Consider the following 26336-nt stretch of genomic DNA (forward strand, 5'->3'; position numbering starts at 1 on the left):
CTCCCGGAACCGAGGAGAACGCCCACCGATGGTCACCCTGCAGTCGAGCTGGACCAGCGCCGACGACGCGATCGACAAGGGCCACGCGCTGCGCGAGACCGCGCCGCTCGACGTCCACTCCTCGGTCCCGCGGCCGACCGAGCGCCCGAGCATCAAGCAGTTCCTCACCGACCGCAACGCCGGCCGGATGAGCGAGCTGCTCCCGATCGGGCACGGCCGGATGGCGGCGAGCCCGTTCTCCTTCTACCGCGGGTCGGCGGGCCTGATGGCCCACGACCTCGCCGGGTGCCCGGTCACCGGCGTCGACGCGCAGATCTGCGGAGACGCCCACGCCGCCAACTTCGGCCTCTACGGCACCGGCGACGGGCGCATCGTCGTCGACATCAACGACTTCGACGAGACCGTCGTCGGACCCTGGGAGTGGGACCTCAAGCGCCTGGCGACCAGCCTGGTCCTCGCCGGCCGCACCGGCGCCCACGTCGGGGACAAGGCGAGCCGCAAGGCCGCCCGTGACTCCGCCAAGGCCTACCGCAAGGCGTGGAGGCACCTCGCCACGATGCCGTTCGTCGACTCCTGGGCCGCCCTCGGCGACGAGTCCGCCATCGCGAACGCCGAGGCCGACGAGCTCTTCGACGACTTCCAGCAGGCCGCCAGCGAGGCCGCCCGCAACACCAGCGAGAAGGTCGCCCGCAAGAACACCGAGCGGCTGCCCGACGGCACCTGGCGCTTCGTCGCCAAGCCCCCCGTCCTGACCCCTGTGGACGAGGAGACCAAGCGCGCCGTCCTCGACGCCCTGCCGGGCTACTACGGCACCCTGCGTCGCTCCTCCCAGGGGCTCGCGGTGCGCTACCGCCCCCGCGACGTCGCGATGCGCGTCGTCGGCACCGGCAGCGTCGGCATGCGCGCCTACGTCGTGCTGATGGAGGGCAACCGCGACGAGGCGCTGATCCTGCAGGTCAAGCAGGCCGGCCCCTCGGCGCTCGCGCCCTACCTGCCCGACACCGGGTCGACCCAGGGTCACGCCGAGCGGATCGTCCTCGGCGCGCGCCGGGTCCAGGCCGAGACCGACCAGCTCTTCGGCTGGGCCGACGTCGCCGGCACGCCGTACATCGTGCGGCAGTTCCGCAACCGCAAGGGCTCCATCGACGCCTCCCTGCTCACCAGCGACCACCTCGACGACTACGGCCGCCTCGTGGGCGCCCTGCTCGCCCGCGCGCACAGCCGCTCCGTCGACCCGCGGGTGATGCACGGCTACCTGCACAAGGGCAAGGAGTTCGACGACGCGATCGCCGAGTTCGCCCTGGCCTACGCCGAGCAGGTCGAGTCCGACCACGCCGAGCTGCTCGACCTGATCGCCTCCGGCGCGATCGAGGCGGCGGCCGACGTCTGAGGCCGCAGACCCCGCAGACCCCGCAGACCCTCAGTCCTCGGCCAACCCGGAGTAGGCGACCACGCCCCGCTTGACGAGCCGGATCACCTCGCGGGCGGTGGCGCGCAGGGGGGTGGGGCCGGCGGCGTCGGCGACCTGGCCGGCGAGGTCGAGGAGCTGCTTGGTGGTGCGGACGAAGTCGCCGGCGGACATGTCGGACCCGGTGGAGCCGAGCAGGTCGTCGAGGTCGTCTCCCTCGGTCCACCGGAAGGCGAGCCAGGCGAAGCCCGGGTCGGGTGGGCGGAGGAAGTCGAGACGGTGGTCGCGCTCGAGGGCGTCGAGGTCGGCCCAGAGGCGACGCGTCGCCTCGAGCGACTGGCCGGTGGCGCCGCCGGGCACCCGGGGTACGGCGCCCTCGTCGGCGCGGCGGGTCTCGAAGACCAGCGCCGAGAGCGCCGCGGCCAGGCCGGCGGGTGGGAGGCCGTCCCACAGCCCGAGGCGCAGCGCCTCGGCCGCGACCAGGTCCATCTCGCCGTACAGCCGCATCAGCCGCTGCCCGCGGTCGGTGACCTCGTCGCCGTCGAGGTAGTCCAGTGCGGTCAGCACCTCGCACACCCGGTCGAACTGGCGGGCCACGGTGTTGGTGCGCTGCTCGATCCGGCGGCGCAACGTGGCCGCGTCGCGGTCGAGCTTGAACCACCGCTCCGCCCAGCGGGCGTGGTCCTCGCGGTCGGGGCAGCGGTGGCAGGGGTGCGCGCGCAGCTGCTCGCGCAGCGCCTCGATCTCGGCCTCCACCGACGACGGGAAGGCCGTGGTGGCGCGCGCCCGGCCGGGCGGCAGCGGGGCGAGGCCGTGGGTCTTGTCGCGCAGCGCGCTGGCCAGGTCGCGCCGCATCTGCGGGTTGCGGCCGTTGAAGCTCTTCGGCACCTTGACGCGGGTCACCGCGGCCACGGGCGTGGGGAAGTCGATCATCGCCAGGCGCCGCGCCTGACGGTCGGCCGTGACAACCATCGGACGTGGGTTGTCCGGCGTCCAGCCGGGGTCGACGACCACGGCGTAGCCGGAGAACTTGCCGGCCGGCACCGAGATGACGTCGCCGACCTTGAGGTGCCGCAGCGACTCCACGACCTCCTCGCGCCGGTCGGTACGACGGCTGCGGCTGGCGGTCTTCTCGACGTCACCGATGCGGTGGCGCAGGGCGGCGTACTCCATGAAGTCACCGAGGTGGCAGCTCGCGGCCTCGACGTAGCCGGCGAGCGCGTCGTCGCTCTTGGCCAGCTGCCGGGCCAGGCCGACGACGGCCTTGTCGGCCTGGAACTGCGCGAACGACTGCTCGAGCAGCTCGCGCGAGCGCTCGCGGCCGAACTGGTGCACCAGGTTGACCGCCATGTTGTACGACGGCCGGAACGACGACCGGAGCGGGTAGGTCCGCGTGGAGGCCAGGCCGGCGAGGTCGCGCGGGTTGGTGCCGGACTGCCACAGCACGACGCCGTGGCCCTCGACATCGAGGCCGCGCCGCCCGGCGCGGCCGGTGAGCTGGGTGTACTCCCCCGGCGTGATGTCGGCGTGCGTCTCGCCGTTCCACTTCGACAGCTTCTCGATGACCACGGTCCGCGCCGGCATGTTGATGCCGAGCGCGAGGGTCTCGGTGGCGAAGACGACCTTGCACAGCCCGCGCAGGTAGAGCTCCTCGACGACCGCCTTGAACGCCGGCAGCATCCCGGCATGGTGGGCGGCGACGCCGCGCGAGAGCGCCTCGAGGAAGTCGTGGTAGCCGAGCACGTGCAGGTCGTCGGCCGGCAGGTCGCGGCATGCGCCCTCGACGTAGGTGACGATCTCGTCGCGCTCGGCGGGCGTCGTCAGGTGGACCCCGGCGGCCAGGCACTGCTGGACCGCCGCGTCACACCCGACCCGGCTGAAGATGAAGACGATCGCCGGCAGCAGCCGCTCGCGCTGGAGGCGGTCGATCACGTCGGGCCGGCTGGGGATCCAGATCCGTCGTCCGTTGCCGACCTGCTTGGGCCCGCCGCGGCGCTGCTGCGCCTTGGGCGTCCGCCGGTCCTTGATCCGGGTGGCCGCCCAGTCGTCGCGGGCGACCTTGAGCAGCTCCTCGTTGACCGGAGCCCCCTCCTTGACGAACCCGGCGGCGGCGTCGACGTCGGAGGAGGCGAACAGGTCGAGGAGCCGGCGACCCACCATGACGTGCTGGTAGAGCGGGACCGGGCGCTTCTCCTCCACGATCGTCGTCGTCTCGCCACGGACGGTGGCCAGCCACTCGCCGAACTCCTCGGCGTTGGACACCGTCGCCGAGAGCGAGACCAGGGTCACCGACTCGGGCAGGTGGATGATCACCTCCTCCCACACGGCCCCGCGGGACCGGTCGGCGAGGTAGTGCACCTCGTCCATCACCACGAAGCCGAGGCCGATGAGGGTGCGCGAGCCGGCGTAGAGCATGTTGCGCAGCACCTCGGTGGTCATCACCACGATCGGCGCCTCGCCGTTGATGACGTTGTCGCCGGTGAGGAGCCCGACCTGCTCGGGGCCGTAGCGGGCCACGAGGTCGTGGTACTTCTGGTTCGACAGCGCCTTGATCGGGGTGGTGTAGAAGGCCTTGCGTCCCGTGGTGACCCCGAGGTGGACGGCGAACTCGCCCACGACGGTCTTGCCCGACCCGGTCGGGGCGGCGACCAGGACGCCGCGGCCGTCCTCGATCTCGCGGCAGGCACGCTGCTGGAAGTCGTCGAGCCCGAACTCGTAGTGGGCCTCGAAGTCGCGGAGCACCGGGTGCTTGGCCGCGCGTCGAGAGGCGGCGTAGCGCTCGGCCGCGCTCATGCTGCCGTCGTGGCTCGTGCTCATGGCGTGCTCAGCACCTGGAGGGCGCCGGGGACGCACTCGATGGTCACCGGCAGCGGCCCGAATCGCTCGCCGTCGGCGTAGCCGACGATGCCGGGTGCGGCGACGGTCACCCGTCGCACCCGGTGGCGCTCGTACTGCGGATGGGTGGTGTGGGTGCCCTTGAACAGCTTGGGGTAGGTACGGACCAGCTCGAGCTTGCTGATCGGCTTGATCACCACGACGTCGAGCAGCCCGTCGTCGAGGACGGCGCCCTCGGCGATGCGCAGGCCGCCGCCGAACGACGGTCCGTTGCCGATCGCGACCAGCATCGCGTCGACCGTGTGCTCGCGGCCGTCGAGGTCGAGCACGTAGGTCAGGGGCGAGAACGTGCGCAGCTCGAGCACGGTGGCGAGGTTGTAGCGCATCTGGCCGCGTGGCCAGGTGAGCCGGTTGGCGCGCTCGTTGACCACCGCGTCGAACCCGGCCGCCATCACGGTGGCGAAGTAGCGCCCGCCGGTCCGGGCCAGGTCGAGGGTGCGCCGCTCGCCGGTCGCGAGGGCGCGGACCACGCGGTCGGCGGCGGCGAGCGGGTCCTTGCGGTGCAGGCCGAGCAGGCGCGCGACGTCGTTGCCGGTGCCGGCCGGGAGGATGCCGAGGGCGGTCTGCGTGGTCGCGGTGACCTGCAGCCCGAGGTTGACCAGCCCGTCACCGCCCAGGACGACGAGCGCGTCGATGCCGTCCTGCACCGCACCGCGCGCCAGGTCGAGCGCCTCGTCGGCGTCGCGGCCCATCAGGGTGCGCACGGCGAGGCCGGCGGCGGCGAAGCGCGGCAGGACGAGGTCGCGCACCTGCAGGGCCCGTCCCTTGCCGGCGGTCGGGTTGACGAGCAGCGCGATCTCGCGGCGGGGTGCTGAGGTCACCTCCCGAGCCTAGGGCGTGGCTCCTCATCCAGGGTGGCGCTGGCGCCGCCCGGGATGAGGAGACCCGCCCAGGGCCTGGCTCCTACGGCCCGGCGCCCCGCGGTCGTCGGTCGGTCAGCGCCCGAGGCGCAGCAGCACGGCGTAGGAGCGTTGGTCGGCACCCAGCGCCTTGGCCAGCCGGCCAACCGCCTCGAGCACCAGCTCGGGGGTGAACGACGCCCCGGGCACGAGCAGCGTCAGCCGGTCGTCGTAGGTCGCGAGGTGGACCTGCGCGTGCCGCCAGGCCTGGTGGGTCTGGAGCCGGGTGTGGTCGTCGGCGACCGGGGCCGGGAAGGCCTCGTCGACGGCGAGCAGGTCGCAGGCGAGCGGCTCGCCCCCCTCAGGCTCCAGGCGGCCCTGCACGCGGTGGCTGCGGAGCCCGTCGACGGCGCGCCAGACGACGTCGCGGGTGCCGAGCTCGTCGGGCAGGTCGAACGGGTCGACGGGGCGAGGGGCTGCCGGAGGCTGCATCAGGCGGGCATCAGGCCGGCATCAGAGCGGCGACAGCTCGTCGTCGCTCCACTGGTCGGTGCCGGTGGAGCGCTTGCCGCGGACGCGGTCGACCCACCGTGCGATCACCTCGGCGATCAGGAACAGCACCAGCATCGGCAGCGCCAGCATGATCATCGAGAACGGGTCGGTCGACGGCGTCGCCACGGCGGCGAAGACGAAGGTGCCCAGGATGATCCAGGTGCGGTAACGACCCAGCTGGGCGCCGGAGACGATGCCGGCGAGGTTGAGCATGATCACGAACAGCGGGATCTCGAAGGCGATCCCGAAGACCAGCAGCATCCGGGTCAGGAAGCTGAAGTACTCACCGAACTCGACCAGGTTCTCCAGGCCGTCGGGCGTGAAGCCGATGAGGACCTCGAGACCCTTCGGCAGCACGTAGTAGCCGGTGGCCACGCCGGCGAAGAACAGCGGGCCGGCGACGGCGGTGAAGATCCGCGTCCACTTCTTCTCGTGCGGGTGCAGGCCCGGCATGATGAACGCCCACAGCTGGTAGAGCCAGAACGGGCTCGAGATCACCAGCGCGGCGACCCCGCACAGCTTGAGGTTGAGCAGCAGGGGCCCGGTCGCGCCCTTGATGTAGGCCTCGGTCTCGGTGGAGGCACCCAGCGCCTCGCGGGCGTCGTTGTAGGGCTTGAGGACGATGTCGAGCAGCTGGTCGTAGAAGAACAGCGCGACCACGAAGACGACGAGGAAGAACGCCACGGACCGGACGATCCGGGCCCGCAGCTCGCGGAGGTGGTCGGCCAGGGCCATCCGGCCGTCGGCACCGACAGGGTGGTGCGGACGGACCGAGAACAGCCCCAGGACACGGTTGACGCGCACCTGGGGGCGGGCGCGGACGGCGCTCAGGCCGGGTCGCTACGCCGAGCGGTCCCGGGCTCGTCGACCTGCTCGGCCGCGGTGCTGCCACCGGGCAGCGGCCGCACCGGGCCGGAGGCCTCGGGCTTGGGGGACGGCTTGACCTCGTCGTCGTCGTCGTCGTCGTCCATCAGGCCCTTGGTCTCGGCCTTGAAGATCCGCAGTGCCCGGCCGCTGCCCCGAGCCAGCTCGGGCAGCTTGGACGCGCCGAAGAGCAGGACGATGACACCGAAGATGATCAGCAGCTCGGTCGTGCCGAGCCCGATCAGCGGGGCGATGAGCGCGTTCATGGGTGTCCTCACGTGGTGGGTGTCGGTATCGGCGAGTCTACGCCGGGTCGCCCAGGTACAGCGCCAGAGCGTCCTGGGCGGCCGCGGTGAAGCCGTCACCGTAGGGGCCGGGGGTGACTACGGAGGCGTTCGGAGCCAAACGCAGCAACAACTTGGTCAGCCAGCGCTGGTCGGCGACGTGGAGGTCGACCTCGACCCCGCCGGCCGGGTCGTCCGCGCCGGTGAGCGGCCGTACGGCCTCGACCGGGTAGTACTCGGTGACCCAGCGGGCGGCCGGGCCGAGCCGCAGGGTGACCAGGGTGGTCTCGTCGGCGCGGGTGAACATGCCGTCGGACAGGTCTCGCGGCGCCGCCGGCTCGGTGGTGACCGGGGTGTCCAGCACGACGGCCGAGGCGATCCGGTCGAGGCGGAACAGCCGGGGCGCCTCCGCGACGTGGCACCAGGCGTCGAGGTAGACGTGGCCGTCGAGGTGGGTGGTCCCCCGCGGGTCGACGACGCGGTGCGACAGCTCGTCGCGCGCCGGCACGTAGTAGTCGAGCTCGACCTGCACGCCGCGGCGCACGGCGTCGTCGAGGCGGTCGGCCAACCGGCGCGTCTCGGCGCGGTCGGCGTCGTCGGGGGCCGCGTCGACGAGGCCGGCGGCCGGGCCCGCCGCCGCCGCGCGCTCGAGCTTGGCGAGGGCGCGGTCGACGATCTCGGCCGTCTCGCGGGACGACCCGGCGCGCAACGCGCGCAGCGCGACGATCACTGCCGACGCCTCGACCGGGGTCAGCCGCAGGGGGCGGGAGAGGTAGTCGGCGTTGCTGACCCGGATCACGCCGTCACCGTGGACGGTGCCGTCCTCGTCCTGGAGTGCGTCGAGGTCGACGTCGATCAGCTCGTCGGGGTAACCGCCGGGCAGCCCGCACAGGAAGAGCACCTTGAGGTCGCGCAGCAGCACGGCCGGCTGCACGCCGAGCGCCTCGGCGGCCTCGGCGAGGCGCACCGAGCCGCGGGCGTGCAGGTAGGGGACGAGCGTCAGCAGCCGGGCGACCTGATCCTTGGCGGCCGCGCCCGCCGCCCCCGGGGACGGCGCGGGCGTCGTGGTCATCGGGAGACCACCTCCCGGAGCCGGGCGACCACCTGGTCGCGCAGCGTCGCGGGCGACTCCACCACGAGGGCGGCACCGAACCCGAGCACCTCGTCGGCGATGCCGACCGAGGCCCGGGTGAGCACCAGGCGGTCCCAGGAGGTGCGGTCGTCGGGCCCGGGCACGCCGGTCTCGACGGTCTCGGCGGCGCGACGCAGCGGCAGCGCGGCGCCGGCGCGCACCAGCAGGACGACGGGCTCGGTCGACAGGTCGGGCACGAGGCGGCGGGTGACGGCGGAGATGTCGGTGCCCTCGGGGATCGTGTAGGCGCCGGGGCGGCCCACCTTGCGCGCCTCGCCCTGCACCCGCGAGAGGCGGAAGACGCGCTCGGCGTCGCGGTCGAGGTCGTGGCCGACGACGTACCACCGGCCGGAGTAGCGGGTGACGCCCCACGGCTGGAGACGACGCCGCGACGGCCCCGCCGTGCCGCTGCGCAGGTAGTCGAACTCCACCACCGTCCGGTCGAGGATCGCGTCGAAGAAGATGTCGAAGGCAGGCTCGTCGGCCGGTAGGCGAGGCTGGACGATGTCGAGGGCACCGAGGTCGATCTCGGCACCGGCGGCGGTGAGCTTGCGCACCGCCTCGGTGGTGGCCTGGGCGAGGCGCTGGTGGTCCCAGACCCGGGTGGCCAGGCCGACGACGGCGGCCTCGTCGGAGGTGAGGTCGACGTCGGGCAGCGCGAACTCGTCGGGCTTGATCCGGTAGCCGGGCTCGTCGTCGAAGAAGGCGTCGATCTGCCCCAGCTCGACCGGGACCCCCAGGCTGCGCAGCTCGTCCTTGTCCCGCTCGAACATCTTGTCGAACGCCTCGGTGGACGCGTCGGCGTACAGGATCTCGCGGATCCGCTCCTTAGGGACGAAGCGCTTCGAGACCAGCAGCATGATGAGCAGGTTGAGCAGGCGCTCGCTCTTGGCTGCGCTCATGTGTGCCTCACCTGCCCCTCGGGTGCTGTCGCGGCCGCCGGCCGCTCAGACGGTGGCGAGGATGTCGGCGACGAAGTAGAGCGTCGAGCCGGCCGGGATGCCGGGCTGCTTCTTGTCGGCGTAGCCCTTGTCGGGCGGGATCCGCATCAGGACCCGGCTGCCGACGGTCTGCCCGACCAGGATCTCGTCCCAGCCCTTGACCACGGCGCCGAGGCCGATCGGGACCTGCAGCGGCTCCTTCTTGGCGCTGTAGCTCTCGTCGAAGGGCTTGGCCCCGCCGTTGACCTGGCCGAGGTAGTCGATGACGACCAGGTCGCCCTTCTCGACGGTGTCGCCGGTGCCCTTCTTGATCACGCCCTGCTGGAGCTCGTCCTTGGCGGTCGGCTTGGCGATGCCGGTGAAGTCGAGGCCGGACGGACCCCGGCCGTTGAAGTCGATCTTCGGCGCCCAGGCCGGCGCCGCGGCGGGCTCGCCGTCGGGGCTCGGGAGCACCTCGACGTCCATCACGTCGGCCACCATCACCAGGCCGTCGTCGTTGCCGATGCCCTCGGAGGCGAGCAGCTGGCCCAGCTGGGTCATGTCGGCGCCGGGGAAGAAGGCCGGCGTGTCACCGGTGATAGCGATCCGGCTGCCGCGCGTGAGGCCGGCCTCGACCTCGTCGGCCAGGAGGTTCTTGACGATCTCGTCGAGGGAGGCCGGCTCGGCGGCCGGCTCGGCCCCGACCGTCAGCTCGACGGCCGCGGCCTCCTCGCCGAACGTGTCGATGGCGGTCGTCCGCGTGTACCCGTTGCCGAAGGCGAAGTTGACGAAGACCTTGTCGCCGTCGGCGAGGGGCTCGCCGGTGCCCTCCTCGAGGACCTCCGACTCCAGCTCGCCGGCAGACATGCGCTCCTCGAAGGAGATCGTGGCGGCGCCGACCTCACCCTCGACGCTCACGGCGTCGAGCCGCTCACCGAAGTCGAGGCCGGTGCCAGGCGTGGAGTCTCCCCCGCAGGCGGTGAGCGCCCCGGACAGGACGACGAGCGACGCGGCGAGAGCCACGGTGGGACGGGAGCCTCGGAGCACGGTTCAACCTTCGATGCTGGCTTCGGTGGACGGTCGGGGTGAAGCGACGGAAGCCTACAAGGCGGGGCCGCAGCCGCGTGACCCGTGGGTCGGCGAGGCGCCGCGCCGTGACGACCTGCGGGACCTGCCGGTCGTCACATGCCGTCGATGAGCCGCTGCACCCGGTCGTCCTGGGAGCGGAACGGGTCCTTGCACAGCACGGTGCGCTGGGCCTGGTCGTTGAGCTTGAGGTGCACCCAGTCGACGGTGAAGTCGCGACGCTTCTCCTGCGCCTTGCGGATGAACTCGCCGCGGAGCCGGGCGCGGGTGTTCTGGGGCGGCACCGACTTGGCCTCGAAGATCTTCAGGTCGGACGTCACCCGGGCCACCGACCCGCGCTTCTCCAGCAGGTAGTAGAGGCCGCGCTCACGGTGGATGTCGTGGTAGGCGAGGTCGAGCTGGGCGATCCGGGCGTGCCCCAGCGGGAGGCCGTGCTTGGCGCGGTAGCGGTCGATCAGCTTCCACTTGATCACCCAGTCGATCTCGCGGTCGATCAGCCCGAGGTCGTCGGACTCGATGGCCTTGAGCCCGCGCTCCCACAGGTCGAGGGTGCGCTCGATCAGCGGCGTGCTGATCTGGCGCCGGTCGACGAAGTCACGCGCCTTGGCCAGGTACTCGCCCTGGATGTCGAGCGCGCTGGCCTCGCGCCCGTTGGCGAGACGCACCTTGCGGCGGCCGGTCACGTCGTGGGAGATCTCCCGGATCGCGCGGATCGGGTTCTCCATCGTGAGGTCGCGCATCACCACGCCCTCCTCGATCATCCGCAGCACCAGGTCGCAGCTGGCGACCTTGAGCATGGTGGTCGTCTCGCTCATGTTCGAGTCGCCGACGATGACGTGCAGGCGGCGGTACTTCTCCGCGTCGGCGTGCGGCTCGTCGCGGGTGTTGATGATCGGGCGGCTGCGGGTGGTGGCGCTGGAGACGCCCTCCCAGATGTGCTCGGCCCGCTGGGAGACCGAGTACGACGCCCCGCGCGGGGTCTGGGTGACCTTGCCGGCGCCGACGATGATCTGGCGGGTCACCAGGAACGGGATCAGGACGTCGGCCAGCTTGCTGAACTCCCCGGCCCGGCCGACGAGGTAGTTCTCGTGGCAGCCGTAGGAGTTGCCGGCGGAGTCGGTGTTGTTCTTGAACAGGTAGATCTCACCGGCGATGCCCTCGTCGTGCAGCCGTTGCTCGGCGTCGAGGAGCAGCCCCTCCAGGACCCGCTCCCCCGCCTTGTCGTGGGTGACCAGGTCGACGACGTCGTCGCACTCGGGGGTCGCGTACTCCGGGTGGCTGCCGACGTCGAGGTAGAGCCGGGCGCCGTTGCGCAGGAAGACGTTGCTGCTGCGGCCCCAGCTGACGACCTTGCGGAACAGGTAGCGCGCGACCTCGTCGGGGCTCAGCCGGCGCTGACCCTTGAACGTGCACGTGACGCCGTACTCGTTCTCGATCCCGAAGATCCGACGGTCCATACGACGACCCTACGGGTCGGCGGGTCACCAGGCGGCGGAAATCGCACGCCGCGCCGTCGGCCGACGGGCGCGGCTCAGAGGAGGCCGGCGTGGTCGAGGGCGAGGTAGATCTGCTCGGTCGTGCCCAGGCGTCCGGTCGACACCTGCTGCCGCAGCTCGGGCACCGGCACCAGGACGACCTCGATCTCCTCGAGCTCGTCGAGCTCCTGACCACCCTCGAGCCGGGCGCCGCGCGCCACCACGACGTGCCGGGGCCGGGTGTGGCTGGGCGGGTCGACGCTGGCGACCAGCTCGGCCGCCGTCACGGCGTGGCCGGTCTCCTCGCGCAGCTCGCGGACGCCGGCCGCGACCGGGTCCTCCCCCTCGTCGACGAGCCCGCCCGGCAACGACAGCACGACCCGGTCGGGGCCGGGCCGGTACTGCTGGACCAGCACGACCCGGTCGTCGTCGGTCAGGGCCAGCACCGAGACGGTTGCGGGGGTGTCGTGCACGTCCCAGGTGGCCTCGCGCCCGTCGGGCAGGCGGAGCGGGCGCTGCAGGACGCGCGCGAACCCGTCGTAGGCGACCGTGTCGGCACCGGTCCGGGTCCAGGGAGCGGGACCGGTGCCGGTCACGACGGTGGTGCGATCGGCGGCTCGCCCGTGGACGGGCCGGGGGTCGGGTCCTCCAGCGGCGGGACCGCGCCGCTGACCTGGTCGGTCGGGTCGGCGGTGTCGTCGGTGGTGGGGACGGTGGTGCCGCCACCGCCACGGCGCCCGTCGCCGGAGGAGACGTCGCCCGGGGTGGAGGGTCCGCGGTCGCCGAGGAGCTCGTCGAGCCGGGCCGGCGAGAGGCGCCGGAACTTGCGGGTCTGGGAGCGCGTGCGGTCGAGGACGGCGACCTCCAGGTCACCGGTGGGGATCACCCGGTCACCGGACTCGCCGTGCCCCAGCGCGACGACGGCGGCGCGCAGCGCGTCGGCGAGCGGGGCCGACTCGACGTAGGCCGACTCGAGGCTCGCGACCACCGACTCGGTCTGCCCGCCCATCACGGCGAACCCGTGCTCGTCGGCGACCTGCCCGTCGTAGGTCAGGCGGTAGAGCTGGTCGTCGGCCGCGGTCTCGCCGACCTCGGCCACGAAGATCTCGACCTCGTAGGGCTTCTCGCCGCCGCTGGAGAAGATGGTGCCGAGCGTCTGGGCGTAGGCGTTGGCGAGGCCGCGGCCGGTGACGTCGAGGCGGTCGTAGGCGTAGCCGCGCATGTCGGCCAGCCGGACGCCGGCGATCCGGAGGTTCTCGAACTCGTTGTAGCGCCCGACCGCCGCGAAGGCGATCCGGTCGTAGATCTCGGAGACCTTGTGCAGCGCCTGCGAGGGGTTCTCGGAGACGAACAGGATGCCGTCGGCGTACTGGACGGCGGCGACGGAGCGCCCGCGGGCGATGCCCTTGCGCGCGAAGTCGGCGCGGTCCTTCATCAGCTGCTCGGGCGAGACGTAGAACGGCGTGCTCATGCGCGCTCCCCTCCGGTCATCTCGGCCCAGGGGCCGTCGGGACGCACCATCCGGCCGGAGATGATCCGGTCGGCGATCGCGGCGACGTCCTCGTCGGGCATCCGCTGCCCGCCGTCGGCGGTGATGACCTGGACGACAGGGAAGATGCGCCGGGTCAGGTCGGGGCCGCCGGTGGCGGAGTCGTCGTCGGCGGCGTCGTACAGCGCCTGGATGACCACCTCCACGCAGCCGGTGGCGTCGAGGTCGTCGCGGTAGAGCTTCTTCAGCGCACCGCGGGCGAACAACGAGCCGGAGCCGACCGAGTGGAACGCGGTCTCCTCGTAGCGGCCGCCGGTGACGTCGTAGCTGAAGATGCGGCCCTGGTCGGCGCGCAGGTCGTAGCCGGCGAACAGCGGGACGACGGCCAGGCCCTGCATCGCCATCGCCAGGTTGCCGCGGATCAGCGTCGAGAGCCGGTTGGCCTTGCCGTCGATCGAGAGCGTCGAGCCCTCGATCTTCTCGTAGTGCTCGAGCTCGGTCTGGAACAGCCGCACCATCTCGACGGCCAACCCGGCGGTGCCGGCGATGCCGACCGCGGAGTACTCGTCGGCGGGGAAGACCTTCTCGATGTCGCGCTGGGCGATGACGTTGCCCATCGTGGCGCGCCGGTCGCCGGCGAGCACGACCCCGCCGGGGAAGGTCGCCGCGACGATCGTGGTGCCGTGCGGGGCGATGTCACCCAGCGGCGTACCGGTGGGGGTGCCGGTCGGGAGTGCGCGGCGTCCGGGCAGCAGGTCGGGCGCCTGGTCGGAGAGGAAGTCGGCGAAGGAGGACATGCCCGGCCGGAGGTAGGCGGCCGGGAGGCGCGGGTCGGAGTGGCTCATCGGGCGCTCACTGACCGCCCTTCTGGATGAACGACTTCACGAAGTCCTCGGCGTTGGACTCCAGCACCTCGTCGATCTCGTCGAGGATGTCGTCGATGTCGCTGTCGAGGGCTTCCTTGCGCTCGGCGACGTCGGTCTCGGGGGCGACCTCGGTCGACTCCTCGGTCTCCTGAGACTTGCGCGGCTGCTTCTGCTCCTGGGCCATGTCCCGACCCTAGCGAGTGGGTACGACGGTTTCGACGGACATCCGGCGCCGTTGGGGTGACCGGGGGCGTTCGGGGTTCCGGGTCGGGTGGGTTCGTTCGGGGTTTTGGCCGTGATGTTCAGATTTCCCCGGGTGGACCGGGGAGATCCGCACCCGCCGGAACCCAGGGGTCACAGCGGCACCATGGGCACCACTTCCCAGGCAGAGCCTGAACTTCCCGGGCAATGCATTGCCTGGGAAGTTCAGGGTTCCCCGGTCCACCGGTGAAATCCCGCCCCGCCCCCGCGCGACCGCAGCCCAGGCGCCGGCCGATCAGCTCCGGGTCAGCGCCGAGAACAGCTGCTCGGCGGTGTCGCAGCGGTCGAGGAGCTCGCCGACGTGGGCCCGGGAGCCGCGCAGCGGGTCGATGGTCGGGACGCGCTGCAGCGACTCGCGGCCGGGGAGGTCGAAGATCACCGAGTCCCAGGACGCGGCGGCGACGTGCTCGGCGTACTTCTCCAGGCAACGGCCGCGGAAGTAGGCGCGGGTGTCGGGGGGCGGGTCGTGCATCGCGTCGTCGACCGACTGCTGGTCGAGGAGCCGCTCGATCCGGCCGGAGGCGACCAACCGCTGGTAGAGGCCCTTCTCGGGACGGATGTCGGAGTACTGCAGGTCGATGAGGTGCAGCTTGGCGTCGTCCCAGTCGAGCCCGTCGCGGGAGCGGTACTGCTCGAGCAGCTGCAGCTTGGCCACCCAGTCGAGCTCGCGGGCGCACAGCATCGGGTCGCGCTCGAGCCGATCGAGCACCGACTCCCAGCGCGCGAGCACGTCGACCGTCTGCGGGTCGGCGTCGGCGCCGTACCGGTCCTCGACGAACTTGCGGGCCAGGTCGAGGTACTCCAGCTGCAGCTGGACGCCGGTGAGCCGGCGCCCGTCCTGCAGCGTGACGGTGTGGCGCAGCGTCGGGTCGTGCGAGACCGCCCGTAGCGCCGCGACCGAGCCCTCGACACTCAGGTCGGCGGAGATGAACTTGTCCTCGATCATCGACAGCACCAGGGCGGTCGTGCCGACCTTGAGGTACGTCGAGACCTCGGCCAGGTTGGCGTCGCCGATGATGACGTGCAGCCGGCGGTACTTCTCGGGGTCGGCGTGGGGCTCGTCGCGGGTGTTGATGATCGGGCGCTTCAGCGTGGTCTCGAGCCCCACCTCGACCTCGAAGAAGTCGGAGCGCTGGCTCAGCTGGAAGCCGTGCTCACGTCCGTCCTGGCCGATGCCGACCCGGCCCGACCCGGTGATCACCTGCCGGCTCACGAAGAACGGCGTGAGGTGCCGCACGATGTCGCCGAACGGCGTCGAGCGGCGCATCAGGTAGTTCTCGTGGGCGCCGTAGGAGACGCCCTTGTTGTCGGTGTTGTTCTTGTACAGGACCAGCTGCGGCGCGCCGGGGGTCTGGCCGGCCCGGCGGGCGGCGTCGAGCATCACCTGCTCCCCCGCCTTGTCCCAGCGCACGATGTCGAGCGGGGTGGTCACCTCGGGGGTGGAGTACTCCGGGTGGGCGTGGTCGACGTACAGCCTCGCCCCGTTGGTGAGGATCACGTTGGCCAGGCCCATGTCCTCGTCGGTGAGCTGGCTGGGGTCGGCGACACCGCGCGACATGTCGAAGCCTCGGGCGTCGCGCAGCGGCGACTCCTCCTCGAAGTCCCAGCGCGCCCGGCGGGCCTTGACCGTCGAGGACGCGTAGGCGTTGACGACCTGCGAGGACGCCACCATCGGGTTGGCCTGGGGCTGGCCGACCACCGAGATGCCGTACTCGACCTCGGTACCCATCACGCGGCGGACGCTCATGCTCACGAGCCTACGGGGTCACCGACGTCGAGCACGGGCGCCGACCAGGACGCCGGAGGCCTACCAGGAACGGCGTTCCTCCTCGCGCAGCCGCGGCTCGGTGGCGAGCTCGGGCCGGAGGCCGTGCTTGTCGGCGTAGAAGGCGCGGATGACGTCCATGTCGGCAGCGACGTCGCCGGTGAGGTCGATCGTGGGCCCCCAGCCGACGGTGCGGGTGGCGCGGTCGAGGTAGGCGAGGGTGACCGGGATGCCGGTCTGCCGGGAGATCCGGTAGAAGCCCGACTTCCAGTACTCGCTCCGTCCGCGGGTGCCCTCCGCCGCGATGCCGAGCAGGAACGCCTCGTCCTCGCCGGCCTCGGCCAGCAGTGCGTCGATGGTGGAGCGCGGGTTGTCGCGGTCGAGGGCGACGGACCCGAAGGCGCGCATGAAGACCCCCACCGGGCCCTTGAAGAACGACTCCTTCACCAGGAGCCGGATCCGGACGCTGCTGTCCCAGGCCAGGAGCTGGGTGATCACCCAGTCCCAGTTGGACGTGTGGGGCGCGCCGACCAGGATCCCGCGGCTCGGCACCACGCCGGCGGTACGCCACCCGACGGCTCGCAGGAGCAGGCGCGCCGTCGTACGGCGGACGAGGTAGCGGCGACGCATGCGCAGAACCTACCGGTCACCCGACGCCGCCACGGGGGTGGTCGGCGCCGGGCTCGGGGGTCGGGCTAGAGGTACTGACCGGTGTTGGCGACGGTGTCGATGGACCGGCCCGGCTCGGTGCCCTGCTTGCCGGTGATGAGCGTGCGGATGAAGACGATCCGCTCGCCCTTCTTGCCGGAGATGCGGGCCCAGTCGTCGGGGTTGGTCGTGTTGGGGAGGTCCTCGTTCTCCTTGAACTCGTCGACGCACGCCTGCAGCAGGTGGGCGACCCGCAGGCCGCGCTGGTCGTGGTCGAGGAGGTCCTTGATCGCCATCTTCTTGGCGCGGTCGACGATGTTCTGGATCATCGCCCCGGAGTTGAAGTCCTTGAAGTACAGGACCTCCTTGTCACCGTTGGCGTAGGTGACCTCGAGGAACCGGTTCTCCTCGGTCTCGGTGTACATCCGCTCCACGGTCGCCTGGATCATCCCGGCCACGCACGCCTCGCGGTCGTTGCCGAACTCGCCCAGGTCGTCGGCGTGCAGCGGCAGCCGCGAGGTGAGGTACTTGCTGAAGATGTCGCGCGCCGACTCGGCGTCGGGCCGCTCGATCTTGATCTTCACGTCGAGGCGGCCGGGCCGCAGGATCGCGGGGTCGATCATGTCCTCGCGGTTGGAGGCGCCGATGACCAGCACGTTCTCCAGCGTCTCGACGCCGTCGATCTCGCTGAGCAGCTGCGGGACGATGGTGTTCTCGACGTCGGAGGAGACCCCCGACCCGCGGGTGCGGAACAGCGAGTCCATCTCGTCGAAGAACACGATGACCGGCGTGCCCTCGCTGGCCTTCTCGCGGGCCCGCTGGAAGACCAGCCGGATGTGCCGCTCGGTCTCGCCGACGTACTTGTTGAGCAGCTCGGGGCCCTTGATGTTGAGGAAGTAGGCGCGCCCCTCCTTGCCCGGCCCCTCGGCGCCGGTCTTGGCCGCCACCTTCTTGGCCAGGCTGTTGGCGACCGCCTTGGCGATCAGGGTCTTGCCGCAGCCGGGAGGCCCGTAGAGCAGCACGCCCTTGGGCGGCTTGAGCTCGTGCTCGACGAACAGCTCGGGGTGCAGGTAGGGCAGCTCGACCGCGTCCTGGATCGTCTCGATCTGGTTGAAGAGGCCGCCGATGTCGGTGTAGTCGATGTCGGGCACCTCCTCCAGCACCAGCTCCTCGACCTCGGACTTCGGCACCCGCTCGTAGACCCAGCCGGCCCGAGAGTCGAGCAGCAGCGAGTCGCCGGCGCGCAGCGTGACGTCACGCAGCGGCTCGGCGAGGCGGACGACGCGCTCCTCGTCGGCGTTGGCGATCACCAGGACGCGGTCGCCGTCGGCGAGCACCTCCTTGAACATCACGACCTCGCCGACCCGCTCGAACTCCAGGGCGCCGACGACGTTGAGCGCCTCGTTGAGCATGACCTCCTGACCACGCTGCAGGGCGTCGAGCTCGACGCCGGGGCTCACGTTGACGCGCAGCTTGCGGCCGCCGGTGAAGACGTCGACCGAGTCGTCGTCGTTGCGCGAGAGGAAGGTGCCGAAGCCGGCCGGAGGCTGGGCCAGCCGGTCGACCTCCTCCTTGAGCTTGGTGATCTGGTCGCGCGCCTCGCGCAGCGTCTGGGCCAGGCGCTCGTTCTGCGCCGTCACCCCCGCCAGCGAGCGCTGCGTGTCGGCGAGTCGCAGCTCGAGGCCGCGTGACGACACCGGACCGTCGGAGAGGCGGCGCCGGAGCTCGCCGACCTCCGCCTCGAGGAACCGCACCTGTGACAGCAACTCCTCGCTGCTGCGCCCACCCGTGCTCGAACCGTCACCCATGCTCGACATTCGGTCCACCTCCTGTCCCTGCGACCCTACCCGCGCGCGTCGGTCACGGAAGGAGTTGACCAGCCGGTGTCGGTCACGTTTGTGTCACCGCTGGTAGCGGGAGGCGAAGTTGCGCAGGACGGTCATCGGGTGCCGGACCTCGACCTCGGCGCCGGCGGCCCGGAGTGCGCCGGCCTCGCCGGGGTCGAAGTAGCCGAAGGTGGCGTAGGTCTCGATCCGGGTGCACAGCCCGTCGAGGTCGAGCTCGGGGTGGAACTGGGTGGCGTAGACGTGCCGCCCGACCCGGAACGCCTGCACCGGGCAGGCGGTCGAGGTGGCGAGCACGACGGCGTGCGACGGCGGTCGGCTCAGCGCCTCCTTGTGGCCGCCGTACGCCGCGAAGTCGCGGGGCACCCCGGCGAACAGCGGGTCGGCCAGGCCGTCGTCGGTGAGCGTGATGGACAGCGGGCCGACGGGCTCGGGGTGGCTGCGGTCGACCAGCCCGCCCTGGTGGCTGCCGAGCGTGCCGATGCCGTAGCAGGCGCCCAGGAACGGGAAGTCGGCCTCGACGACCGCGCCGAGGACCGGCGTCAGGTCGGCCTCGGCCCGCTGCTGGACCGCCGACTTGGCGGACGGGTCGTCGGACCAGGTGTAGGAGCCGCCGCCGAGGAGGATGCCCGACCAGTCGTCTAGCCGCGGCGCGACGTCGGAGACGTCGTCGTGGCCCAGGCGCCGGCGCGGCAGGTCGTCGCGCTCCACGCCGAGGAACCGGGCGAACGCGGCGTGCTCGTCGTCCGCCGCCGCCGGCTCCGCCCGGATCGACAGCAGCAGGAACGGCCTCACTGCTCGCCGTCGTCCAGCGGTACGTCGTCGGCCCGCGGCCCGGTGTAGTCGGGGCCGTAGGCACCGGGTGCCGGGCGGCGCTTCTTCACCGGCGCCCGCTCCCCGGGGGCCATCCGCCGCGCGGTGACCAGGAACGCCGTGTGGCCGATCATCTTGTGCCCGGGACGCACCGCGAGGCCTTCGACGTGCCAGTCGCGCACCAGCGACTCCCACGCCTGCGGCTCGGCGAACCCGCCGTGCACCCGCACGGTCTCGGTGAACCGGGACAGCTGGGTCGTGGTGGCGACGTAGGCGCACACGATGCCGCCCGGACGCAGCGCGTCGGCCGCCGCGTCGAGGCACTCCCACGGCGCGAGCATGTCGAGGATGATCCGGTCGCACCGCCGGCCCGAGGCCGGCAGGGCCTCGGCGAGGTCGCCGAGCGTGAGCTCCCACGCGGGGTGCTCACCGCCGAAGAACTGCGTGACGTTGCGCCGCGCCACGTCGGCGAACTCCTCGCGCCGCTCGTACGACGACACCCGCCCGTGCGGGCCCACCGCGCGCAGCAGCGAGCAGGTCAGCGCCCCGGACCCGACGCCGGCCTCGACGACCTCGGCGCCCGGGAAGATGTCGGCCATCGCCACGATCTGGGCGGCGTCCTTGGGGTAGACCACGGCCGCGCCGCGCGGCATCGAGACCACGAACTCGCTCAGCAGCGGGCGGAACACCAGGTACTCGCCACCGGTGGAGGCGGCGACCGTGAAGCCTTCCTCCCGCCCGATCATCTCGTCGTGCTCGAGGTGGCCGCGGTTGGAGAAGAAGCGCTTGCCGGCCACGAGCTCGATGTTGTGGCGGCGGCCCTTGGCGTCGACCAGCCGCACCCACTCACCGGCACGCAGGGGTCCGCGGTGCACGCCGGACCAGGCTTCCTGGGGTACGTCGGGGCTGTCCTGCACGCGCGGAACCGTACCGCCTCACGGGCCTCGGGGCGTGGTCCGCGGGGCTGCTCAGCCGGCGGCCTCGGCGCGAGCGGCGGCGAGCTGGCCCGACGACCCCGCCCAGGCCAGCGCGGCGAGCAGCAGGCAGACCGCCCAGGTCGACACCCCGGGCGCGGTGCCGGTCACCGGCACCAGCAGCGCCGGCACGAGGAGCAGCACCACGGCGACAGCCCGGCCGACCCAGCCCGCGGCCGTGGCACCGCGGGTCGGTGACCCCGTCAGCCGCCAGGCGGCCGCGCGCACGATCCGGCCGCCGTCGAGCGGCGGGGCCGGCAGCAGGTCGACCAGCCCGATCAGGAGGTTGGCCACCACCAGCGCCTCGAGCACCAGCGCGCCGACACCCTCGTCGACGACGAGCCGGGCGGCCAGGGCCGTGAGCCCCAGCACCAGCGAGACCGCCGGACCCGCCGCGGCGGTGAGGGCCTCCTCCCCCGGCGTGGCCGAGCGTCCCTCGACGCCGGTGCGCCCGCCGGCGGCCGTGACCCGGATCGACGGCACGCGGTGCCCGTGCCGGCGGGCGACGACGGCGTGGGCCGACTCGTGCACCAGCGCGGCGGCGTACACCAGGACGCCGACGGCGGCGCCGACCAGCCAGGCCCCACCCCCGAGCCCCGGGAGCAGGTCGGCCGCCCGGGGGCGGAACGCCACCGCGATCAGCGCCACGACCAGCAGGCACGACGCGGACAGCTCGACCCGCGTCGCCGTACGCCGGCCCAGGACCAGCGTCCACGGCGGCGGGTCGTCTCGACGCATGCGGTGCAGCCTAGGTGGCGCCGGCCTGTCGGTGCCCGCACCTAGGCTGAGCGACGTGGGCACCGAGATCCGAGACGCACCGGTCGAGGGCGCGTCCCCGGCCGAGCGCGTCTCGACCAAGGTCGACGGCGTCGACGTGCTCGGAGCGCTCTCCCCCAGCCGGGCCTCCGACTTCCTGAGCTGTCCCCTGCTCTACCGGTTCCGCACGGTCGACCGGCTGCCCGAGACGCCGTCGGTCGACGCGGTGCGCGGCACCGTCGTCCACCAGGTGCTCGAGGACGTCTTCGACCTCCCGGCGCCCGACCGCACGCCCGAGCGCGCCGAGGCCATGGTGCAGTCGACCTGGGAGCAGCTCCTGGTCGACCAGCCCGAGCTGGGGCTGATGTTCGGCGACGACGGTCCCGACGTCGTGGCCTGGCTCGCGTCGTGCCGCGAGCGGGTGCGTCGCTGGTACGACCTCGAGGACCCCACCCGCCTCGAGCCGTCCGAGCGCGAGATCTACGTCGAGTCGCTGCTCGCCTCCAAGCTGCTGCTGCGCGGGTTCGTCGACCGCATCGACGAGGCGCCCGACGGCGCGCTCCGCGTGGTCGACTACAAGACGTCCACCTCACCGCGCGAGGGCTTCGAGGGCCGGGCGCTGTTCCAGCTGCGGTTCTACGCGCTGGCGCTGTGGCGCACCCGCGGCGTCGTGCCCAAGGTCCTGCAGCTGGTCTACCTCGGCAACACCGAGATCGTCACCTACGAGCCCGACGAGGACGACCTGCTGGCCACCGAGCGCAAGGTCGAGGCCGTCTGGCGCGCCATCCGCCACGCCGAGCAGACCGGTGACTGGCAGCCCCACCGCAGCCCGCTGTGCGGCTGGTGCTCCCACCAGGCGATCTGCCCGGCCTGGGGCGGTACGCCGCCGCCCCTGCCCCAGCCGACCCAGCCCGACCCGCGCCCGGCGGACTGACTGGCTGACTGACTGACTGAGGCGAGCCCGGCGCAGCAGCTACCCGGCCTCGGGTCCGTCGCCTGGGCCGTCGGGGTAGAGCACGCAGGCGACCTCGACACCGCCGGCGCGCCGCAGCGCCGGGTCGACGCGGTCCTCGAAGCGGACCTGGACGCCACGCCCGTCGGACTCCAGCGACCGGACGCCCGTCCAGAAGGGCTCGTCGGGGTTCTCGGCGCGGACCTCGTCGAGCAGGCCCAGGGTGCGCTGGGGGTCTCGGGCCCCGAAGGTCGACGACGTCTCGGCGCGGTCGAGCTTGTCGAGGTCGCCCACCAGCTTGCGCTCGGCGTCGTAGTCGGCCGACCCGCGGGTCCAGTGCTGCTCCAGGACGACGCGCAGGTCGCGCGGCTCCCAGCCGCACTCGGCCACGGCCTCGGGGCAGCGCGGGTGGAACGAGCAGCCCAGCGGCGGCTCGGCGGCGTCGGGGATCTCGCCGCGGGGCAGGTCCCGCGGGACCATCCGCGTCGGGTCCGGCTCGGGGATCGCCTTGAGCAGCGCCTTGGTGTACGGGTGCCGGGGGTTGGCGAAGATCTCCGCGGTGGGCCCGATCTCCACGATCCGGCCGAGGTACATGATCGCGATCCGGTCGCAGAAGTACTTCGCGCTGGCCAGGTCGTGGGTGATGTAGAGGTAGGACAGCCCGAGATCCTGCTTCAGGTCGAGCATCAGCTGCAGGATCTTGGCCCGCACGCTCATGTCGAGCATCGAGATCGGCTCGTCGGCCACCAGCACCTCGGGGCCCAGGATGATCGCGCGGGCGATCACCGCGCGCTGCTTCTGCCCGCCGGAGAGGTCGGAGGGGTACTTCGTGGCGAACCGCTCGACCGGCGCCAGCCCCACCCGCTCCAGGGCGTCGTGCACCCGCTTGCGCTTCTCGGCGCCACGGGCGATCTTGTGGATCTCCAGCGGGTGCCCGACGGCCTCCTCGATCGTCATCGACGGGTTGAGGGCGGCGCTGGGGTCCTGGAAGACCATCTGCAGGTCCGTGCGCAGGGCGCGCAGCTCGCGACCGCGCATGGCCGAGACCCGCCGCGGCCCGGCCTGCGAGTGGTAGGTGATGTGACCTCGGGTGGACGCCACCAGCCCCAGCAGCGCGCGGCCCAGGGTGGTCTTCCCGCTGCCGGACTCACCGACCAGGCCGAGCACCTCGCCGCGGTGCAGCTGGACGTCGACCCCGTCGAGCGCCTTGACCGTGCGGGCGCGCAGGCCGAGCAGGCGCGACAGGGCGCCGCCCTGCAGGCGGAAGTGCACCTCGAGACCCTCGGTCTCGATGATCGGCGGGCCGCTCCGGCCGCTCCCGTCGGGTACGACGTCGGGCCCGGGGGCGGGCTCAGGCTTCGTCGGCAAGGTCGATCTCCTCGCGCTCGAGGGGGGCACCGTCGGCGTCGTCGAGCACCACGGCTCCGTGCCGGACGTCGCTGGCCCAGCAGGCGACGCGGGTGCCGCCCGGCAGGTGCCGCGGCGCCGGCTCGCGGCGGGCGCAGATGGCCATCGCGTCCGGGCACCGCGGGTGGAAGTGACAGCCCGGTGGCGGGTCGGTGAGGTCGGGCGGGGCGCCCTCGATGTAGTTCAGGCCCGTCGTCGACAGCGAGATGGTCGAGCGCAGCAGCTCGCGGGTGTAGCTGTGCTCGGGGTGCGCGAAGACCTGGCGGGCCGGCCCGATCTCGACGATCTTGCCGGCGTACATGACGGCCACCCGGTCGCACGCCTCGGCGACGATGCCGAGGTTGTGGGTGATCAGCAGCAGCGAGGTGTCGTAGGTCTCGCGCAGGTCGTGGAGGATTCGGATGATCTGGGCCTCGACGAGGACGTCGAGTGCGGTCGTCGGCTCGTCGGCGACCACGAACGCCGGTCGCAGGACCAGTGCCAGCGCGATCATCAGGCGCTGGCGCATCCCGCCGGAGAACTCGTGGGGGTAGGCCCGGAACCGGGTGGGCGGGATCCCCATGACCCGCAGCGCCTCCAGCGAGCGCTGCTCGACCTCGGCCTTGTCGATGCCGCGCTCGTGGGCCTTGAGGGTCTCGGAGAAGTGCTCGGAGATCCGCATCAGCGGGTTCAGCCGGGTCAGCGGCTCCTGGAAGATCATCCCGAGCTGGCTGCCGCGCATCCGGTACTGGTCCTTGCGCTTCATCGTCAGCAGGTCCTCGCCCCGGAACCGCAGCACCCCGTCGCGGGCCGCGGCCTCGGGCAGCAGCCCGAGCAGACCACGACCGAGCGTCGACTTTCCGCAGCCCGACTCGCCCACGAGGCCGAGGATCTCCCCCGGCTGCAGGTCGAAGGAGACCCCGTCGACGGCGCGCACGGGGCCCCGGTCGGTCCCGTACCAGACCCGCAGGTCCTCGGCCGAGATCACGGGCTCGCCGGGCGTCCCCGGTACGACGTCGCGCAGCATCGCGTCGGTCATGACGACTCCTTCCGTGCGTCGCCGGCCGCGGTCGCCCCGGCCGTCGCGGTCGTCCCGGTCGCGCCCTCGCGCGGCGGCATCGAGAACGGCCGCAGCCGGCGCCGGCGCAACGCCGGGTTGAGGGTCTCGTTGAGTCCCTCGCCGACCAGGGTGAGGGCGGTGACCAGCAGGATGATCGCCAGGCCCGGCCACAGGGCGGGGCCGAGGTCGCCGGCGCTGACGTTGTCGAGGGCCCGGCTCAGGTCGTATCCCCACTCCGACGCCTCGGTCGGCTGGATGCCGAACCCGAGGAAGCCGAGCGCGGCGAGCGTCCCGAGGGCGTCGGCGGCGTTGAGGGTGCCGATCACGGGCACCGACTGCACGACGTTGCCGAACAGGTACTTGCGCATCACGGTGACCGGCGGCGCGCCGATCGCCTTGGCCGCCTCGACGTACGTCGCCTCGCGTGCGGCGACCGTGGTGTTGCGCACGACGCGGAAGTACTGGGGGATGTAGATGGCCGTCAGCGACAGGGCGGCGGCGACGATGCCGCCCCCCACCGCGTCGCGCAGCAGGAACGAGAAGACGATGGCCAGCAGGAGCGACGGGAACGAGTAGAGCGCGTCCATCAGGAACAGGGTGATCCGGTCGAACCACCCGCCGACGAAGCCCGACACCAGGCCCAGCGGCACCCCGATGACGGCCGAGAGCACCACCGACAGCAGCACGACGAGCACGGCCGTGCGGGCACCCCACACGACCCGGGAGAAGATGTCGAAGAACTGGTCGTTGGTGCCGAGCAGGTGCCCGTCGACCCGGCCCGAGCTCTTGGGGAAGTTGCCGCCGGAGTCGCGCACCTGGTCGAAGCCGTACGGCGCGATCCACGGGGCGAACGCGGCGCAGGCCAGGAAGACCAGGGTGATGAGCACGCCGATGAGCAGCAGCCACCGGGCCAACCCCTTGGTGGCCCAGATGGTCCGCACGAAGCGCGGCACCCGGCTGCGCCGCTCGCGTGGCGTCTTGGCGACGCGTCCCCCGACGGGTCCGTGGGCGGTCTCGGCCATCAGTACCTCACCCTCGGGTCGACCAGGGCGTTGAGGACGTCGACCAGCAGGCTGACCAGGACGACCGCCAGTGCGAAGAACGTGACCAGGCCCTGGACCGCGACGTAGTCGCGGTCGGTGACGTAGGCGACCAGCTCGGTGCCCAGGCCGGGCCAGTTGAAGGTGCGCTCGGTCAGGATGGCTCCGGAGAGGGTGAGCGCGAACTGGAGCCCGATCACCGTGATCACCGGCACCAGGGCGTTGCGGAAGGCGTGCGTGCGCACGACGCGGCGCTCGGGGATGCCCCGGGCGCGCGCCGCCTCGACGTAGTCGTCGTCGAGGGTGCGGATGACGTTGATCCGGACCAGCCGGATGATCACGCCCGACAGCAGCAGCCCGAGCGTGAAGCACGGCAGCGCGTGGTGCTTGAGCACGTCGATGGTCGAGACCGAGTCGTTGGCCAGGATCGAGTCGACGAGCAGGATCTTCGTCTTCTCGGGCACGTAGTAGAGCGTGCTGGAGTCGGCGATGCCGTCGATCGGCCAGCCGGGGAACAGCTTGATGACCAGCAGCACCAGCATGATGCCGACCCAGAAGATCGGGGCGGCGTAGCTGACCACGCCGAAGATCCGGATGCCGGCGTCGATCGCCGTGTCGCGGCGGCGCCCGGCGATCCGCCCGAGGGGGACGCCGATCAGCACGGCGAAGATGAACGCGCCGAGGGTGAGGGTCAGCGTCGCCCCACCCTGGGTCTGGATGATGTCGAGGACCGGTCGCCCGTCGCTGATGGTGGTGCCCAGGTCGAGGCGGGCCACGTCCCCGAGGTAGTCGAGGTACTGCACGATCATCGGTCGGTCGAGCCCGAGCTGGGCGCGCCTGTCGTCGAGCGCCTCGTCGCTGAGGCGGTCGCCGAACGCGGCGGTGACCGGGTCACCCGGCGCCACCCGCAGCAGCACGAAGACCATGGTGAGCAGCACCCACATCATCGGCACGACCAGCAGGAGCCGGACGAGGATGTAGCGGGGCAGCGACCCGGACGCGGAGCTCATGACCCTCCTCGGGGCCT

25 protein-coding genes are annotated in these 26336 nt (G+C 72.2%); 2 read left to right on the forward strand and 23 right to left on the reverse strand.

What is annotated here, in order from left to right:
- Positions 1-28 precede the first annotated feature (28 nt).
- Positions 29-1390 carry a DUF2252 domain-containing protein gene (locus AC4MBH_RS13645; protein WP_491795437.1) on the forward strand — a complete coding sequence of 454 codons (1362 nt, stop codon included), beginning with the start codon at positions 29-31 and terminating at the stop codon, positions 1388-1390.
- A gap of 30 nt (positions 1391-1420) precedes the next feature.
- Here AC4MBH_RS13645 and AC4MBH_RS13650 read toward each other — a convergent pair whose 3' ends face one another.
- The 19 genes from AC4MBH_RS13650 to AC4MBH_RS13740 form a co-directional block, all read right to left on the reverse strand.
- Positions 1421-4225: a DEAD/DEAH box helicase gene (locus tag AC4MBH_RS13650; RefSeq protein ID WP_491795438.1), complete on the reverse strand. Its 2805-nt coding sequence runs from the start codon at positions 4223-4225 to the stop codon at positions 1421-1423.
- On the reverse strand, positions 4222-5124 hold the full coding sequence (locus AC4MBH_RS13655) for a YegS/Rv2252/BmrU family lipid kinase (RefSeq protein WP_491795439.1): 903 nt from the start codon (positions 5122-5124) through the stop codon (positions 4222-4224). The genes AC4MBH_RS13650 and AC4MBH_RS13655 overlap by 4 nt, the downstream gene beginning before the upstream one ends.
- 114 nt (positions 5125-5238) lie before the next feature.
- Entirely contained in the window at positions 5239-5634 is a 396-nt protein-coding gene (locus AC4MBH_RS13660; RefSeq protein WP_491795440.1) for a hypothetical protein, read from the reverse strand.
- A gap of 21 nt (positions 5635-5655) precedes the next feature.
- On the reverse strand, positions 5656-6498 hold the full coding sequence (gene tatC / locus AC4MBH_RS13665) for a twin-arginine translocase subunit TatC (protein ID WP_491795441.1): 843 nt from the start codon (positions 6496-6498) through the stop codon (positions 5656-5658).
- A 23-nt stretch (positions 6499-6521) separates the two neighbouring features.
- Positions 6522-6824 carry a twin-arginine translocase TatA/TatE family subunit gene (gene tatA, locus AC4MBH_RS13670; protein ID WP_491795442.1) on the reverse strand — a complete coding sequence of 101 codons (303 nt, stop codon included), beginning with the start codon at positions 6822-6824 and terminating at the stop codon, positions 6522-6524.
- Positions 6825-6861: 37 nt separating this feature from the next.
- Positions 6862-7914: a helix-turn-helix transcriptional regulator gene (locus AC4MBH_RS13675; protein WP_491795443.1), complete on the reverse strand. Its 1053-nt coding sequence runs from the start codon at positions 7912-7914 to the stop codon at positions 6862-6864.
- Positions 7911-8876, reverse strand: coding sequence for a helix-turn-helix transcriptional regulator (locus tag AC4MBH_RS13680; RefSeq protein ID WP_491795444.1), 966 nt, complete (start codon positions 8874-8876; stop codon positions 7911-7913). Before AC4MBH_RS13680 ends, AC4MBH_RS13675 begins: the two co-directional genes overlap by 4 nt.
- Positions 8877-8921: 45 nt before the next feature.
- Entirely contained in the window at positions 8922-9917 is a 996-nt protein-coding gene (locus AC4MBH_RS13685; RefSeq protein ID WP_491795445.1) for an FKBP-type peptidyl-prolyl cis-trans isomerase, read from the reverse strand.
- Positions 9918-10075: 158 nt separating this feature from the next.
- Entirely contained in the window at positions 10076-11437 is a 1362-nt protein-coding gene (pafA, locus tag AC4MBH_RS13690; RefSeq protein ID WP_491795446.1) for a Pup--protein ligase, read from the reverse strand.
- A 74-nt stretch (positions 11438-11511) separates the two neighbouring features.
- The gene (locus tag AC4MBH_RS13695) at positions 11512-12051 is read right to left on the reverse strand and encodes an NUDIX hydrolase (protein WP_491795447.1); all 540 of its coding nucleotides are present in this window, start codon (positions 12049-12051) and stop codon (positions 11512-11514) included.
- Positions 12048-12926, reverse strand: a complete 879-nt coding sequence (gene prcA, locus AC4MBH_RS13700) for a proteasome subunit alpha (protein ID WP_491795448.1) — start codon at positions 12924-12926, stop codon at positions 12048-12050. Before prcA ends, AC4MBH_RS13695 begins: the two co-directional genes overlap by 4 nt.
- A complete protein-coding gene (prcB, locus tag AC4MBH_RS13705; protein WP_491795449.1) occupies positions 12923-13789 on the reverse strand; it encodes a proteasome subunit beta in 867 nt (288 codons plus the stop codon). The genes prcA and prcB overlap by 4 nt, the downstream gene beginning before the upstream one ends.
- Before the next feature lie 7 nt (positions 13790-13796).
- A complete protein-coding gene (locus AC4MBH_RS13710) occupies positions 13797-13994 on the reverse strand; it encodes a ubiquitin-like protein Pup (protein ID WP_491795450.1) in 198 nt (65 codons plus the stop codon).
- Positions 13995-14306: 312 nt separating this feature from the next.
- Entirely contained in the window at positions 14307-15818 is a 1512-nt protein-coding gene (gene dop, locus AC4MBH_RS13715) for a depupylase/deamidase Dop (protein ID WP_491795451.1), read from the reverse strand.
- 60 nt (positions 15819-15878) lie between these two features.
- A complete protein-coding gene (locus tag AC4MBH_RS13720) occupies positions 15879-16466 on the reverse strand; it encodes a 1-acyl-sn-glycerol-3-phosphate acyltransferase (protein WP_491795452.1) in 588 nt (195 codons plus the stop codon).
- Between the two features lie 65 nt (positions 16467-16531).
- On the reverse strand, positions 16532-18301 hold the full coding sequence (gene arc, locus AC4MBH_RS13725; RefSeq protein ID WP_491795453.1) for a proteasome ATPase: 1770 nt from the start codon (positions 18299-18301) through the stop codon (positions 16532-16534).
- Between the two features lie 84 nt (positions 18302-18385).
- Positions 18386-19123, reverse strand: coding sequence for a glutamine amidotransferase (locus AC4MBH_RS13730; protein WP_491795454.1), 738 nt, complete (start codon positions 19121-19123; stop codon positions 18386-18388).
- A complete protein-coding gene (locus AC4MBH_RS13735; protein WP_491795455.1) occupies positions 19120-20058 on the reverse strand; it encodes a tRNA (adenine-N1)-methyltransferase in 939 nt (312 codons plus the stop codon). The genes AC4MBH_RS13730 and AC4MBH_RS13735 overlap by 4 nt, the downstream gene beginning before the upstream one ends.
- A gap of 51 nt (positions 20059-20109) precedes the next feature.
- Entirely contained in the window at positions 20110-20853 is a 744-nt protein-coding gene (locus AC4MBH_RS13740) for a site-2 protease family protein (protein ID WP_491795456.1), read from the reverse strand.
- A 55-nt stretch (positions 20854-20908) separates the two neighbouring features.
- Between AC4MBH_RS13740 and AC4MBH_RS13745 the strand changes: the two genes are divergently transcribed.
- Complete coding sequence (locus tag AC4MBH_RS13745) at positions 20909-21805, forward strand: RecB family exonuclease (RefSeq protein ID WP_491795457.1); 897 nt, start codon at positions 20909-20911, stop codon at positions 21803-21805.
- 39 nt (positions 21806-21844) lie between these two features.
- Here the strand turns inward: AC4MBH_RS13745 and AC4MBH_RS13750 are convergent, their stop codons facing one another.
- Genes AC4MBH_RS13750 through AC4MBH_RS13765 form a run of 4 tightly spaced genes read right to left on the reverse strand, consistent with a single transcriptional unit; the run spans position 21845 to position 26319 of the window.
- Entirely contained in the window at positions 21845-23191 is a 1347-nt protein-coding gene (locus tag AC4MBH_RS13750; protein ID WP_491795458.1) for an oligopeptide/dipeptide ABC transporter ATP-binding protein, read from the reverse strand.
- On the reverse strand, positions 23175-24248 hold the full coding sequence (locus tag AC4MBH_RS13755; RefSeq protein ID WP_491795460.1) for an ABC transporter ATP-binding protein: 1074 nt from the start codon (positions 24246-24248) through the stop codon (positions 23175-23177). The genes AC4MBH_RS13750 and AC4MBH_RS13755 overlap by 17 nt, the downstream gene beginning before the upstream one ends.
- Positions 24245-25291 carry an ABC transporter permease gene (locus tag AC4MBH_RS13760; RefSeq protein ID WP_491795461.1) on the reverse strand — a complete coding sequence of 349 codons (1047 nt, stop codon included), beginning with the start codon at positions 25289-25291 and terminating at the stop codon, positions 24245-24247. The genes AC4MBH_RS13755 and AC4MBH_RS13760 overlap by 4 nt, the downstream gene beginning before the upstream one ends.
- Positions 25291-26319 carry an ABC transporter permease gene (locus AC4MBH_RS13765; protein ID WP_491795463.1) on the reverse strand — a complete coding sequence of 343 codons (1029 nt, stop codon included), beginning with the start codon at positions 26317-26319 and terminating at the stop codon, positions 25291-25293. Before AC4MBH_RS13765 ends, AC4MBH_RS13760 begins: the two co-directional genes overlap by 1 nt.
- Positions 26320-26336 lie beyond the last annotated feature (17 nt).

The organism is Nocardioides sp. WJ219 (assembly GCF_058559815.1).